The 14,797-nt window shown below is 54.5% G+C and carries 13 protein-coding genes; 4 read left to right on the top strand and 9 right to left on the bottom strand.

Going from position 1 to position 14,797, the window contains the following annotated elements; genetic code table 11:
* Positions 1-97: 97 nt before the first annotated feature.
* Entirely contained in the window at positions 98-361 is a 264-nt protein-coding gene (locus SH528x_RS06540; protein ID WP_442509719.1) for a FliM/FliN family flagellar motor switch protein, read from the top strand.
* Here SH528x_RS06540 and SH528x_RS06535 read toward each other — a convergent pair.
* The 5 genes from SH528x_RS06535 to SH528x_RS06515 all read right to left on the bottom strand — a co-directional run bounded on the left by SH528x_RS06535 (position 358) and on the right by SH528x_RS06515 (position 6,261).
* Positions 358-1,173 (bottom strand): TIM barrel protein, encoded by an 816-nt coding sequence (locus SH528x_RS06535; protein ID WP_442509718.1) that lies wholly within the window; start codon positions 1,171-1,173, stop codon positions 358-360. The two genes, SH528x_RS06540 and SH528x_RS06535, sit on opposite strands and share 4 nt — an antisense overlap.
* Positions 1,174-1,245: 72 nt before the next feature.
* Positions 1,246-2,196 carry an aldo/keto reductase gene (locus tag SH528x_RS06530; RefSeq protein WP_442509717.1) on the bottom strand — a complete coding sequence of 317 codons (951 nt, stop codon included), beginning with the start codon at positions 2,194-2,196 and terminating at the stop codon, positions 1,246-1,248.
* A 440-nt stretch (positions 2,197-2,636) separates the two neighbouring features.
* Positions 2,637-2,897, bottom strand: coding sequence for a BON domain-containing protein (locus tag SH528x_RS06525; RefSeq protein WP_442509716.1), 261 nt, complete (start codon positions 2,895-2,897; stop codon positions 2,637-2,639).
* A gap of 471 nt (positions 2,898-3,368) precedes the next feature.
* Positions 3,369-5,816 (bottom strand): hypothetical protein, encoded by a 2,448-nt coding sequence (locus tag SH528x_RS06520; protein ID WP_442509715.1) that lies wholly within the window; start codon positions 5,814-5,816, stop codon positions 3,369-3,371.
* A 115-nt stretch (positions 5,817-5,931) separates the two neighbouring features.
* Entirely contained in the window at positions 5,932-6,261 is a 330-nt protein-coding gene (locus SH528x_RS06515; RefSeq protein WP_442509714.1) for a winged helix-turn-helix transcriptional regulator, read from the bottom strand.
* A 145-nt stretch (positions 6,262-6,406) separates the two neighbouring features.
* Here SH528x_RS06515 and SH528x_RS06510 point away from each other — a divergent pair, with 145 nt between their 5' ends.
* The gene (locus SH528x_RS06510; RefSeq protein ID WP_442509713.1) at positions 6,407-6,643 is read left to right on the top strand and encodes a thioredoxin family protein; all 237 of its coding nucleotides are present in this window, start codon (positions 6,407-6,409) and stop codon (positions 6,641-6,643) included.
* Between the two features lie 112 nt (positions 6,644-6,755).
* Here the strand turns inward: SH528x_RS06510 and SH528x_RS06505 are convergent, their stop codons facing one another.
* The 3 genes from SH528x_RS06505 to SH528x_RS06495 are packed head-to-tail and all read right to left on the bottom strand — an operon-like array spanning position 6,756 to position 11,424.
* A complete protein-coding gene (locus SH528x_RS06505; RefSeq protein ID WP_442509712.1) occupies positions 6,756-8,552 on the bottom strand; it encodes an IRE (iron responsive element) in 1,797 nt (598 codons plus the stop codon).
* Positions 8,549-10,450 carry an ABC transporter permease gene (locus SH528x_RS06500; RefSeq protein ID WP_442509711.1) on the bottom strand — a complete coding sequence of 634 codons (1,902 nt, stop codon included), beginning with the start codon at positions 10,448-10,450 and terminating at the stop codon, positions 8,549-8,551. Before SH528x_RS06500 ends, SH528x_RS06505 begins: the two co-directional genes overlap by 4 nt.
* Entirely contained in the window at positions 10,447-11,424 is a 978-nt protein-coding gene (locus SH528x_RS06495) for an ABC transporter ATP-binding protein (protein WP_442509710.1), read from the bottom strand. Before SH528x_RS06495 ends, SH528x_RS06500 begins: the two co-directional genes overlap by 4 nt.
* 297 nt (positions 11,425-11,721) lie before the next feature.
* On the opposite strand from SH528x_RS06495, the gene SH528x_RS06490 reads away from it, so the two are divergent.
* Complete coding sequence (locus SH528x_RS06490) at positions 11,722-13,179, top strand: bifunctional folylpolyglutamate synthase/dihydrofolate synthase (RefSeq protein WP_442509709.1); 1,458 nt, start codon at positions 11,722-11,724, stop codon at positions 13,177-13,179.
* Between the two features lie 15 nt (positions 13,180-13,194).
* Here the strand turns inward: SH528x_RS06490 and SH528x_RS06485 are convergent, their stop codons facing one another.
* A complete protein-coding gene (locus SH528x_RS06485) occupies positions 13,195-13,710 on the bottom strand; it encodes a hypothetical protein (RefSeq protein ID WP_442509708.1) in 516 nt (171 codons plus the stop codon).
* 164 nt (positions 13,711-13,874) lie between these two features.
* On the opposite strand from SH528x_RS06485, the gene SH528x_RS06480 reads away from it, so the two are divergent.
* Positions 13,875-14,696, top strand: coding sequence for a 4'-phosphopantetheinyl transferase family protein (locus SH528x_RS06480; RefSeq protein WP_442509707.1), 822 nt, complete (start codon positions 13,875-13,877; stop codon positions 14,694-14,696).
* Positions 14,697-14,797 lie beyond the last annotated feature (101 nt).

The raw sequence follows: 14,797 nt of genomic DNA, 5'->3' as shown, positions 1-14,797 counted from the left end.
AATCTTTGACGCTCAAATCGGTCGATAAGGATGGGTAGCAGGGCAGATGTGAATGCCTTTAACCATTTTTCGACCGTCGAAGCCCCCTGAACGAAGTATGGAAATCAATACCTCGGGACCTCACTCCAAAGCAGTTTTGTCCATTCGTACCAACGTCAGCGTCACGCTAGCAAGGCAAAAAGTGCCGCTTCGCCGGATTGTTGACCTCGTTCAAGGGTCATTATTGACGTTTGACACCCACTGTGACGAGCCGCTGACGCTCGAAGCGGGTGGCCAGCCGATCGCGATCGGCGAAACGATCAAAATTGGGGACAAATTCGGAATCCGAATTCGCGAGATTCTTCGCAAAGAAGAAGACTAGCTCTGTGTCCAGTATTTATAGGCTCGCATCGTTTGCCGGGCCGCTTCTTCGGGATTCGGCCAAGCGAAGGCTTCGGCACACAAGTATCCCTGGTAATTAATCTGGCGAAGTGCGGCGATGATGCGGCCGTACTGCATATGGCCGCAACCCACGGGTCGGCGGTTGCTATCGACAAAGTGGATGTGGCCGACTTTATCGCCCCCGCTAATCAATGCTTCGGCAATATCTGCTTCCTCGATGTTCATGTGGAACAGATCGCAGAGCAATGTGACGTTTTTGGTCGAGAGTGAATCAAGCAATTTCACCCCGTCGGCGACTGTGCAGCACTGGTTCGTTTCGTAACGGTTCAGCGGTTCGTAGATTAACGGCACGTTGTACTGTGCGGCGTGGCTGCCACCATCTTCGAGAGCTTCGCACAAGTATTTCCGTGCAGTCGGGGCGTCGACCACGGCATCGGAGCGTCCTTGCATCGACCCGATGATCGCCGAAGCTCCGAATTTACCAGCAAGATCGATTACGTCTCGAACGAACTTTTTGGCTTGTTCACGTTTGGCAGCGTCGGCATCAGCGAGCTGTAGTTTGTGCTTGACCCAGCCCGCACCAGTTCCCAGTGCGGCAAGTTTCAAGCCTGCTTTGTCAAGCATCGAAGTCAATTTATCGGCATCGATCGCCTCGGTTCCAGGAGCAAAAATTTCCACCGCGTCGTAGCCCAGTTCTCCCGCGAACGCGATCGATTTTTCGAGCCCGTCCCAAAGAACAAAAGGGCCACCGCGAGCTTCTTCGACCAGACTAATTGTGATACAGGATTTCATGACAGTTTTATTCGGAACAGAGGGAGCATGGATTGAAAAAGCGAGCGGCAGAAGGATGCGACGAGGATCGCCCTACGCTGCGGGGCCGTCGTTGTTTTCAGAACGACCTTCGACGTAAACCCAATTGTGAATCGGTTTGAGGATCTCGATCACTTCGGCCACCAATGTTTCGTCCATCGGCTCGTCGAGCCAATCGCACCACTGTGCAACGCGATCGGGGTTGGCAGAACCTGTTACGCAACTTGCAAATTGTTCGTTGGCGACCGAGTACTGCAGTGCCAACTTGGCGATGTCCGTACCTCGCTCGGCACAATGAGCGGCCGCTTTTGCGGCGACTTCGCGAACTTGGGGCGTGGCTTTGTGCCAATCGGGCAACGGAGAATTGGTCAGCAATCGGGCGGAGAACGGCGCCGCGTTGATCAGTCCTACGCCTTGTTCTTTGCAAGGCTCGACCAGCGCCAACGCCATGTCGTTTTGCAGCGTGTAGTGATTGTAGGTCAGCACCACATCGAGATCCGATCGCTTGAGCATCTCCAAGAAAATCTTCATGGGATAACCGCTCACGCCAATGAAACGCACCTTACCCTTTTCTACTTCCTTTTTCAGAGCGGGGATGGTTTCGTTGACAATTTGGTCGAGGTCGACAAATTCAATGTCGTGACAAAACACCATGTCGATGTGATCGATTCGCATTCGTTCGAGCGAAATGTCGATACTTTCGGCAACCCGTTTTGCACTGAAATCAAAGTGCTTGGGAGCAAAGCGGCCTAGCTTCGTGCTCAACAGATACGAGTCACGAGGCACGTCGGGCAACATCCGGCCGAGCATAATCTCGCTCATCCCACGACCGTAGTAGGCCGCAGTGTCGATGTAGTTCATCCCGCGATCCAACGCGACGTGCACCGCCTTGAGTGCTTCGCCCACATCCACTTGGCGAAATTCAGCACCGATCGACGATGCACCAAAACCAAGGACGGGAAGAGTCAGTCCAGTATTACCGAGAGGTCGTCGCTGCATTGCCATCGCGTGGGGTTTCTGAGGAGTCGGGTAGTTAGCTTGTCTGCTAAACCAACCTAACACATCTTGCATGGCTATGAGGAGAGGCGGTCTGCAGCAAAAACCAGCCTGAAATGTTCCAAATCAGACGCAAACTGTCACAAATGAGACACCAGACTCCGCTGTCACCGTATCGACTTTTTCAAGCGGCACTGTTTTTTGAGTGCCCGAGCCTGTTGAGTGCCGGAAGACTTAAGTTCAGTCGATTCTTTGGAGCCGACAGCGATGGTCGCGGACCTGCCATTTTCGTTTGGAACTTGCCCGCGGAAAGCAACATCGGCTCAGTAATGGCGACTCAGTGATGGCGGGAAAAAACCGGATGGGAACGCAAGGGTTTTGGCACTAGTGGTAGAGTGCAATGTAAAAAAGAGAGTTCGACCTTCACTGCGAATGACGCACCCTAAATGCTAACACGAGCGGACGGTAATTCGATCCTTTACCGTGTAGACGCCTGGAGTCTCAATCGCCGTTTGGTAGGCCATCTGACGCAAGTAATAGCTTTCCATCTCTCCGTGAAGCTCAATAGCTCCGATGTCACCCACAGTCACATCGATTTGACGAAGTTGGCGATAACTGCTCGCTTTGAACTTGCACAAAATGTCACGACGAAGTTGATCAATCTCGTCATTTTCATTGACAACATTTGGCTCGACCGGCAAACGCAGCATGAAATCAGTCCTTTGAATGCGAATATAGATATGAGGGCGAGGTGCTTTGCACCATCCCCACGCAATAACCTGAGAGTATAGAGCCTCGTCAAATTCGTCATCGAATGCGGCTCATCATGGCAACCCCGAGATCAACAATGATTCTCACGTAACCACTCAAGTTTTGCAATGGTCTGAATGGCGAAAACAAACGAGTACGTCATGATAGCAAGTCCGAATCGACGTTTCTCTTTCCCGCAATGCACTAACGCAACCGAAGCGTATTCGAAGCGAAATTAACGCAAGGACATGTTTCACCTAGTCTCATCCTTGAGGGACGTCGGTTTGCTAGAGTCCGCATTCCCACGTGTTTTCGCAGTCCAAAAGATACCGTGCCATATCGTCGCACCTGCCTATCGTTATCGACGAAGATGAATCGCAAGCGATGACGCTGTGACGCAATTGCATTCGCATTTCCCCATCACTCGCATTTCAAGGTGCGTTAGATCCAAGTGACTTAACCAGGGAATGATTCATCAAAAAGTGCGTGAAGAATTCGTAGATCACTTCGTTGGACGAATCGTTGGGCGAGTGATCCGGGCGGTTCGTCATTGCGACACGTTCGCTGTAACCAAGGATTGCGTTGACGGCGACGGTGTGATTGAGTGGCTGCCAACGCGTAAGCGGATCTTCTGAACCAGCCGAAACAAGGAACGGTCGCGGTGCCATCAGTGCATGCAGTTCGTGAAGATCGTGCCCCTCAGCGACCAGCTTTGGATAGAGCCCCCGAGCGGGATTTTCTTCGCTGATCAGCCCGCGCCGCCGCCAAGGTTTGGGGTGATAACCGAGGTACCACGGTTCCCAGTAATTGACGCTCGATCGTTCTTCGTCAAATACGATTCCTGGGTCGGACCAGGCGGCACAGGCAAATTTGTCGAACAAACACGAGGCAAACATCGCCCATTTTCCACCAAAGGAATGCCCCACAATGCCGATCCGCTGTGAATCTACCTCAGGGCGATTGGCTAATACGTGCCATGCGTTGGCAGCGGCGTAGGCCAACATGGACAGAGGCTGGACTTTCGCATCATCCAGAGTGGGGTGATACAGCGAGTACGTTTTCGCGGCGGTCGCGTCGGTCGTTCCGATCGACAACACGACGAATCCGCGGCGAACAAGCTGCAGTGCGAAATCACGATTTGCCGTCCCTTGCCCGATCGCGGTCTCCGGTTCATAGAACACCGTCACGACGGCGGGATGGGGGCCTTCGCCATCGGGAACCAACAAATACCCGGTCGTTTTCTCGTTCGGCGTCCACTGGAAGCGAATCTGATGCTGAGTGAAATTCTCGCGTCGCTGAGTTTGCAGCGTTTCTACGTCTGGCTCGGTGATCAGCGGCGGCCACTGACCAAGCATCGATTGCCAGTCCGCCAGAATCTCGCTGCGTCGACGCTTCCAGTCATCGGGGGTCTGAACCTGAGCCCCGTCCTCGAACCTCAGCGGAGAGGGGTAATTGCCAAAATCGCCCGCGAACTTTTGCGGTGGCGAAAAGTAGGGAGCGATCGTTTTCCATGCAGTGTCTGCGTTCGCTGCAGATTCCGACGGCGTTGCGGATTCCCAAGACGTGTTGCTGTCGCCCAGCCATGCGTGATTGGGGCGATCCCATTTCAACTTGGAGACATAGACGCGATTGTCGCTGCCATGTTTCTCGGCGCCGGCGGGCTGCATCCATTCAGTCACTGTCACCCACGTTTCGGTTGGCGATATTTCGGTGACGCCAAAATTCCCCAGCCGAGCGCCGTGCTCCGGAACCACCACTTGCTCGCTGTCGCGAATCACTTGAAGGGTTTCAGGATCAATCCGGGCGATAAATAGAGGAGCACGATGCCGAAAAACATGATCGTTGTTCGCACCCCGGCGAGTGTAGACCAGAAACAGTCCATCGCTGTGGGTTACCCAGTGCTGTTGAGTGTTGTAATTGCCGAGATCGCTGCCGTCGTCGAACGTCCAGCGACGGGGCGTATCAAAGTGTAGTCCATCGTCGCTGGTGCAGACGTAACCGTGATCGTCGTTCCGCATGGTCAGGTAGTAGCGGCCGCGAAATTGGGTTAGTGACGGTTCGTACAACCCGCGTTTCACCGGAATCGTCAACTCGTCGCCATGCTGAACGTACTGCAACGTGTGGCCGTCAAAACGACAGCGAACGATGGTCACCGAGTACTGTGACTGAGTCGGATTTCGGAAATAGATCGGCAACAGCACGTCGCCGCCTGGCAAGTCGACTCGCTGGACGCTGCCCGCCCCCGCGTTGTGAAATTTGGCTTGCGATGGCATTTTGACGGTTTGCCAATCGGACCACTGGTTATTGGATGGCTCGAATACGGCGTAAGCAATCCCGCGAGGCGACGCGTGCATCACCCGATTGTTGCGATACCAAACCGTTTGGCCGATCCCCAATAATCGCTGGCTTGCAGAATGCCACTTGGGGGCGAAGTCACAAACGGTGGTTTCATCGCCCGCTTGCACTAAGTCGGGGGCTATCGACGCGCCACCGGGGAGCGGTGCGGAAGCGTCGTCGGCGACGCGTTGGCGATCAAATACGCTCAGCTCGACCGGGTCGCTCCAGGTGTCGCCGAGGTTTTCCGAGCGAGTCTGGTGCAGCGGATAAAACACATCCGATCCACTTAGAAGCAACTTCTGCATCGTCATCACCACCGACGGCTGCCCCGCCGTATCCGACGCTGGGATTGCCCCAGCACGTGCGTGTACCCAACACTGTTTGCCATCGTAACCTTGGTGGGCCACGGTTTGCTCGAGCGTGAATGAAACATCGCTGCGAGGATTGCCATCGTCGGCAGCGTTAACGCTCGCGACACTCAAAAACATCCATAGCAGAGCCGTCCGCGCCAACACCGTTGGCGTCCATGGGGTCGTATTCACAAGAGTCTCGCTGAGCGGAGGGGGTGGGATCGAAGGTGGGAACCGCAATGCAGCGGCAGAGCAAGGCGTGCTAGTTTAACCGATCCACATCACCCGTGTTCAGCCACGGCCAACATCATTCAGACGGTCGGATGCCATGGCCAAACTCGACCTGCAGCGCATCGATTTGGTCCAAGATCTCGACAAAGCGAGTGCCGAATTTTGTCAGCGAATACTCAACTCGTGGCGGCACCTCCGCGTAGCTCGTTCGCTTCAGAATTCCGAACCTCACCAGTTTCACCAGACGTTCGTTGAGGACCTTCGTGGTCAGCCCGTCGGCGGTTCGCTCCAATTGCCCTGGCCGCTGAATGCCCTGACGGATTTGCGACAAAACATGCAATGTCCACTTGCAGCCAACACATTGCTCAAAAATTTCGGGGGCGGTGGGACAAGATTCTGCCGACATCGTTGCAAGACTTTCTAAATGGTAAGTACCGCACCTAAAAGTACTTGGTTGCAAGGCTTCACCACAGTATTAGCCTTCTTCTGACGAGGCTGATCAGCACGAGCGGACCAGCCATTCTTCCCCAACCCTTTTTAGGAACGAGATCATGAAATCCCAAGCAACATTTTACCATGCTGGCTGTCCCGTCTGTGTCGCCGCAGAAACGCGTATCGCCAAAGCGATCGATCCACAGCAATACGACGTCGAAATCGTCCATCTCGCCGAGGCCAAGCAAAGAATCACCGAAGCGGAAGCTGCGGGTGTGAAGTCAGTTCCTGCGATCGTGATTGACGGCGAAGCGTTTCACATCAATTTTGGTGCTGATTTGTCGGCACTCAAATAAGCATCAAAACGAATGCCGCCCGACGTCTCATGACGTCGGGCGGCTAGGGTAGTGGCGACAGCCGCTCGGTCGGTCTGTCGAAGCGGCGCTATTAAACGCAATTTAACTCGGCCTACTCCTGTTCGACCTCAGGTTCTTTTTCAACCTCGGTTTCCTTTTCAGCCTTAGGTTCCTCTTCGACCTTGGCTTCTTCGTTCACTTCCGGCTCTTCGACTTTCGATTCTCCGTCGGACGCCGCCTCCTTCTTTTCTTCTGCTTTTATTTCTTCCTTCTTCTTCTCTTCCGCAGCCTTCTTTTCCTCCTCGGCAGCCTTCTTCTCTTCAGCAACCTTCATCGCTTCCGCTGCCTTTTTCTTTTCCTCGGCTGCCTTCATCTCTTCCGCAGCTTTTTGCTCTCGCTCACGCTCTTCGGCTTCCAGCTCTTTCTTGCGTTCTTCCGCCTTTTCCTTTTGCGTGATGCGAATGTCTTCGTAGACCTCCGAGCTGACTTCGCGACCGCCCGCCATCATTTCGACGAACGCGTTGAGAGGGAAGTTTTCTGGCAACTCTTCGCTATCGATCGCAACCGAATAACGGCGAATGGACTGCATCAAATCCTCGGCCGAATCATCGATCGTCAGGATCGGATAATCGTCGAAAATCTCAGCCCAGATCGCAAACGCTTGCTCATACAAATCGATCGCGTTATCCAGTTCGGCCGCTTCATTTGCTTTCTCGGCTTCATAGATCAAACGACGTGCGGTGACGGTTCGTTCTTCTTGCTCAGCCAGTGACAAGGTGTCCCAGTAGGGATAGTTGATCTGTTTCCTGTAGCCATCGGTCTTGTTACGCCGTTCTTCGAGATCCACAATTTCGCCTGCCAACTCAATCGCTTGCAGTCGAAACTTTGGATCAGCTCGTTTGGCTAGGCCCATGAAATCCGAGTGATCGTTCAGTCCTGACGCAGCATCGCCGACTATCTTTTTAAACTCTTCCATGCGGAGCGACTTGAGTCGGACGAGTTCGTCCAATTGGCCCAACTTGATCGTGAAGGGTGCGGTCGTTGGCACACTTCGCTCGCCAAACTCACGCCAACCTTCGGATGCCAATTGCCAAGCATTCTGAGCTCGGTCATCCAACACGCCTTCTTCTTCGATCGATTCGGCGTGTTTGATTCGCCACTTCGGTCCCGTTTCAAAAAAGTTCAGCGGTGTTTGACGACGGATTTTAACGCCCGAATCGACGATGTCGTAACCGTGCATCAACCACAAACGTCCGACCAACCAATTGTCGGGTTTGAAGTAAGGACCACGTGCTTCGGGGCTATCGACTGCGATGCCTTGTTGCATCAATGATTCGTGTAACACTTCGTCTTCGGAGAACAGTTTTCGAAACTGAGTCTTCTCGTCCGACATGCCCATCTTGTTGCCATAGAACCATCCGGTGTACCAAACCAAACGGGGTGCGTTACGGTTTTGACGGACACCTTTGGACAGAAACTCCGTTCCCTCACGCACCATTTCGTAGCGTTGACGATAATCGTCGAACTCGGTGGAAACGTTGTAGGCAAGGTTGTGAGCCTGGTGCTCCCAAACTTTGTCAAAGTGAGGTTGCAGCAGTGCAATGTTGTTGAGCGTCGCCTTCAGACGATCCCATTCATGCAGCACTTTGTAGTGATGAGCTTTGTTCCAAAGCAGCGTTGCCGCCACTCCGCGAAGCCCCAACGAAGCAAGCTTCATTGTTTCACTGGCCGGACTGATTTCGCCAAGGTCGCTTTCGGCGATATTAAACTTATCCCGCATCTCGGTTAGCTGACCGCCGGTATCCCCGCTGCCACCGCTCGGTTGACCGAGCATGTACAAGGGGACCACCATGGCCAACAGGATGACGAGGTAGATAAGTTTGCGACTGAGGACATTAGTTCGGTTCATGCCGCGATCTCACGCGATTTCAAGAAGAAGTAACTGACAACAAATGCCAAAATGCAATAGCCAAGCGTTGCAGCAGCATGGCGTGCCAACAACGCACCAAAGATATCGAAACCACTAGCCGCATACTCCGCCGTACTGACCATCTTGGGCAAGTTCGGCAGCGCCGTTGCGATCGCATCCAGCGTATAGACAATCCCAGCGTCGACCGCTTTGATCACCTTGCCGGCCAGAGCATCAACGTCCAACTGGGTCGTCATCGCATCCTGTTTCAGAATACGCACCACCGATTCGATCGGTCCTCCACCTCGCTCGATTCCCGAATCGATGTAGTAGCGAGTGTCGTAAACCTGTTCGGCCGAGAATCCCAGCAACACGCACACGGCGGTCGCGACCATTGCCACAGGACCACTGAGGAACGTACTGAACATCACACCAAACGCGATGATCATCGTCATCTGCAACCAGATCGAGATGTAGGCCTTGGTCAAGTTCCAACCGAAACTGTTTTCACCTGGACGCAAGTAAATGCCGCTCTTGGTGACCCCGAGGTACTGGCTACGGTCCAAACATCGAATCTGGATCATCAGTTGACCGTTCTCGTCAACCAAATCCTCGAACACGTTCAGCATCCGCGTTTCGTTGCCGTCGGTGCCTTCGATATTGATCGGCAATAATTTTTCATCGACCGTGTACTCGTCGACGATAAACGTGATCGGGTTACTGCTGACCGCTGTCCCTTTACCCGGATGCTTCATCGTGATCGAACCACGAATCCCGGTCACGATGTCGCCTTTGAACGAGCGATAGGCTCGAATCGACATATCCAGTGGTAACCCGTCGGGATAACGCTCCGGAGTCACATTAGAGAACGTGAACTCGGCAACGCCCAAGGTTCCGCCTTCGATGTAGCCGTGTTCGGCGCGGCGTGGGCCTTGCGTGACCCCTACCAAACGCGCGATCCCGGCACTTCCGTAACCCTCTTGGACCTTTTCGTTACCAACGTCGATACCGGCGTCTTTTCTATCGCCTTGGCGATCGTAGAACTGGACCTCACCGTAGGATGGAATCCGAGCACGCAGGGCACCGGTTGCTGGCCCAATCGTGAATGTGTCGTCATCGGCTTGGGTAACCACATGACGATGCCCACGAACCATGTCCGTTAGTCCCAGGCCTCCGGAATCAGGGTCGATCGAAAAGGTGTGTTTGTGGCCGCGAATGTAATCGGTTTCGCCTTCGAGTCGGCCATTGCTGAGCTCACGTACATCAGTGACCTGGAGGTGCGTGTGACGCAAACCACGTGTGACGAACAAGTAACTCGCCAATCCCATAGGAACCATCATCACCGTTCCCACGGCGACAAAGCCTAACATCCGGCCGAGCACAATTTCGGTAGGACGCACCGGTTTGGTCACGATCGTATAGATCGTTTTGCTCTTGATGTCCGCGGGCAGCGAAAACGCACTGATGAACAACGCCAAGGCGAGAATCAGATAGTTGGTCGCAGTCAAAACAAAGCTGATGTAAAGTCGAGCGGGATCGTCGCTTTCGGGGTTCAAATACCAACCGGCCAGCAACAAGCCAACGACAAACAAGCCGACCACAAACAACACTTTTCGCCGAATCGCTTCTTTGAACGCCAACCGGGCCAGCGCCATCACGCGGCGTGCCGAGGTGCCGGGCAAGTCGAAACGAATCAGGTCGCGAACCGTGCGGGCGACCGCGTAAAAACCTTCGCTTGGCCCATAGCGGGCGGCGGAGACCATGTATCCAATGATCAATCCCAACACAATCGCGAGCACGAACAACACGACGCCTTGCAGCAACGCACTTTCGAGAAACGCATTGGGACGGACAAGCCATTCGTAAAATGACCAGAAATCCTCAGGTTGTAGCGTCATTGACCGGCTTCCTCCGTCACGTCACTTCCGCTCGTCACGCGACGTGCTCCGGGGCGATTTTCACTTTCACGAACAATGTTCAAGAACAGATCTTCCATTGTCGTCGTTGGATTGTCGATCGATTCGACCGTTCCGCCGTGTCGTTTGATCACATCGGCAATTTCGGTCTTAGCCGCTTCGCTTAATCCGCGAGCATGAACTTCGGTGATGTCTTGGACCTTCAACAGATCTGAAACACGCCCGAGCTCCTTCAATTCGCCCTGATGCAGAATCGCGACCCGGTCGCAAACGTCTTGAACGTCAGCGAGTTGGTGGCTGCAGAGCAGAACCGTCTTGCCTTGGTCACGCAGGGCGAGGATCAAGTCCTTCATTTCGCGAGTCCCGATCGGGTCGAGGCCCGTGGTCGGTTCGTCAAGCAAAATCAGGTCGGGATCGTTGATCAGCGCCTGAGCCAAACCGACTCGTCGCGTCATCCCTTTACTGTATTCGCGAAGCTGGCGGTGTTTGGCACCTTGCAGCCCCACCAACTTGATCAATTCGTCGACGCGTTTCTTTCGCTGAGCGCCGGACATATTGAACAGCCGGCCGTAGAAATCGAGCGTTTCCTCGGCGGTCAAAAACTTGTACAGGTACGATTCCTCGGGCAAATAGCCGATTCGCTCGTTTTTGCTCGTCTCAGTCGCGTCCTTGTCAAACACCAGCACTCGGCCGCTGGTTGGGAACAACAACCCGAGGATCAGTTTGATCGTCGTCGATTTGCCGCTACCGTTGGGACCGAGCAGACCGAAGATTTCGCCACGGCGAACTTCGATATCGAGCGATTTGAGCGCGTGGACCTTCTTTCGGCCCCAAAAGTCGCGATAGATCTTGCTCAGGTTTCGGGTTTCAATGACCACCCCCGAATCGGTGTCCGCAGAACTATTCGGAGCGGGTTGGCCGGCAGACTCAGCGACCGCAGCAGCATCGGTATCCACGAGCAAACGCTTTCTGTGTTGAGAAGAAGAAAAATGGGATCGTAACGATTTGGAATCCCGGGAATAAAATGCCCGGTTCCAAAGGTTTTTACGTTACGGCGTCGTCCTGGAAAGGGTTCGGATTTTTAACCATGGAATACTCCAGGTTTGTATTGGACACTGCCAAAACCGTACGGGCGACGCATCACGGATTGCCAATCCGCTACCCGAAAGCCTAAAAAACACGCTCTGGCTTCGGAAGCTAGAGCCGCAGAGCCTCCGTAGGCTGTATCCCTCGTCTCGAGTCGTTTCACGTTCATGACTGCCCCTGGCTACCAAGACTCGCTCGATTTCCTGTACGAGCGGATCAATTACGAACGGATTTCGACGACGCCGACGAGGTATCCATTTCGGCTGCGCCGGATGGCCGAACTGGCCCAGCGGATCGGATTGGGCGACCATATCCACGCAAATTCACTGATCCCCCCCATCCCGCTTGTCCATATTGCCGGCACGAAGGGCAAAGGATCGACCGCCGCCATGGTCGCCGGGATCCTCAGCAAAGCGGGCTATCGCACGGGGCTGTACACCTCGCCCCATCTGAACGAGCTGGAAGAGCGATTTCAGATCAATCATGTCCCTTGCACCGCCAACGAAATCGTCAGTTTGGTCGAGCGGATTCGCAGCGTGGTCGAGGAAATGGATCAAGAAGCGGGCTCAGGACCGACGTTTTTTGAGCTCACCACGGCCATGGCGATGCTTCATTTTCAGTCCCAGGCGTGTGATGCCATCATTTTGGAAGTCGGGCTCGGTGGACGACTCGACAGCACCAACGTGTTTTCATCGTCGGTGACTGCGATTACCAGCATCGGACTCGATCACCAACACGTGCTGGGCAACACCATCGCCGAGATCGCAGCCGAAAAAGCAGGAATCATCAAACCGAATGTCCCCGTCGTGTCGAGCGTCATCCGCCCCGAAGCGATCGAGGTGATCCAAACGACGGCTGCAGACAAACATGCCCCGCTCTACCAATTAGGGGAAACCTGCCAATTAGGGAAAACCGCCGCCCCAATTGGGGAGCCTCGTGTCGCCGCCGTGCGATCCGCGGGTGACTTTACCATTTCCATCGAGCCAAATTCCGATTGGGGATCCAAACTTTGCTACCAAGGTCGCACCGCTCCGCTTCGCGATGCCCACGAAGTGGCGTTGGCGATGGAGGGCGACCACCAAGCTCGCAACGCCGCCGTGGCGATCGCGGTCGCTGACCTGTTGGCCGAATCGGGGCTCTCGATCCCTGAAACCGCCTTTGCTTCGGGATTGGCCACGCTGAACTGCACCGCACGTATCGAGCGATTCAACTTGGGCGACAACGTGATCGCGATTATTGATGCCGCTCACAATGAAGATTCCGTCGCCGCTTTGATCAAAACGATGAACGATCGTTTGCCAGACCGCGCGATCACGATTGTGTTTGGAACCAGCCGGGACAAGTCGGCCGAACCGATGCTCGCGGCCTTGGCCCCCAAGGCGACGCATCTCGTGCTGACCAAATACAGCGGCAACCCGCGTTACCGCGAACCCGACGAGATGTTAGCGATGGTGCCCGACACCGATCGTCCTCGAACGCTTGTCATTGCCGATGCGATCGACGCGTGCCAACGCGGACGAGAATTGGCGAGCCCCGGGGGTGCCTTGGTGATCTGCGGCTCGTTCTTTCTTGCTGCCGAAGCGAGAGAGTGGATCCTTGGTCTGAAGCGACTTGGAACCGCTTAAGACACGAAGCGAGTGTTATTGATTTTGCGAGATCGGGCTCGAACCAAGCATCAGCTCGACGTCGCCGACGGGCAATTCGAGCTTCTCGCTGATCTCTTGAGCCGTCAATCCCGAATGACTCAGCGCGGCGATTCTCAATTGCAGCACCGAGCGTGTCTCGGCAACCACATCCGCGTTGGGGCCTGAAGCAGCGGGCTGCACGGTCGCAAGCGTGTCGATCCGCTGGTCCATTTGCCGCAACAACGTCTGCACGACGGCGATGCGGGTATCGAGTTCAGCGGTCAGTTCACGCTGCAGATCAAACATCGCAACTTGCCAACGCTGAGTTTCCACGGGAGCATCACAAAGGGGCACCACGGGATCTTTGCGTTTCTGAATCGCTTTGAGTTCACGGTTCGCGGCCCGCGAGTCTTGATTCACCCGTTTCTTCAACGCGATCTGGCGGCGGGCTAGCACCCACCCCAGCATCACGAACCCAGCCAACATCAATAGCTGAGCCTGCTGCATTTGGGCTAAAATAATCGTTTGCATTCTTCACCCAAGAAAACCGTGTTATCTAATTCAACCGACCCGAGATACGGTTATCATTAAATCGACCACCACCCCCGGCCATCATTGAACCTTTTCAAACGTTTTCGTTTACCGCGACTTTAGCACTCCTTTCGCCTATCACGGTTTTGACGAAAATAACGGCCATGCTCCCCACATCCCACTCCTCCGCTCGTCTCTCTGCGATGTCATCCGTGCGTGCTCCATCGAACTCACCAAACAACGAAGCGGTCGTTCGCGTTTGGCATGCGACGAGTTCGTCCACGCATCCAGGGCCGATCGAAACGTACTGCCATCAGTGGCTCGATGAATCCGAGTGCGAGCGGGCCGATCGATTCCGCGTGATGACTAGCCGAAATCAACACATTGTCGGGCGAGGGATGGCGAGACACTTGTTGGGCCAAGTCGCGGGTGCAGCCAACGTATCGCCCAAGTCGATCGAGTTTTGTTGCCTGCAACACGGCAAGCCAGCGGTCAAATCACCGGCTGAAATTTCGACCCCATTTAATATCGCGCACACCGATGGCTTGGTGTTGTGCGGAATTGGTCAAACCAAACATCAGATGCTGGGAGTCGACGTGGAGAGACTCGAGCGACGCACCGACCCTGAGCTCGCAACGCGGTATTTCTCGACGCCTGAAATCGAATACGTGCACTCGTTTATCGACGCGACTCGCCGCAAGTTGGCATTCCTGAAAGTATGGACGCTAAAGGAAGCGTTCATCAAAGCGATTGGCACGGGGCTGAACACACCGCTGTCCGATTTTGCGTTCGAAAACATCGACGACGACACTCCCACGATCCGGATGCTCAATCCGGAACTGGAAAGCGAGCATCAATGGAAATTCTTCTCGTTTCATCCACGTGAATCCTTCATTGCCGCGATCGCAGTGGCAACGGACGAACAAGCTGACGGCATCTCGATGCACCTAAACAGCTTTGACGAGGTCGTGGCAGCGAATTCATAGCGTGCAAGCACAACGCTGTGAAGCATTTCGTAGCGAAACTCGCCAAGAGTTTCGGGGGGCATGCGTCACGGAACGAAAGCCTTGACGACTTCCACTACGCT

Source organism: Novipirellula methanifontis, from assembly GCF_052161655.1.
Classification (GTDB): Bacteria; Planctomycetota; Planctomycetia; order Pirellulales; family Pirellulaceae; genus Novipirellula.
This window is presented reverse-complemented; position numbering and strand designations above follow the sequence as displayed.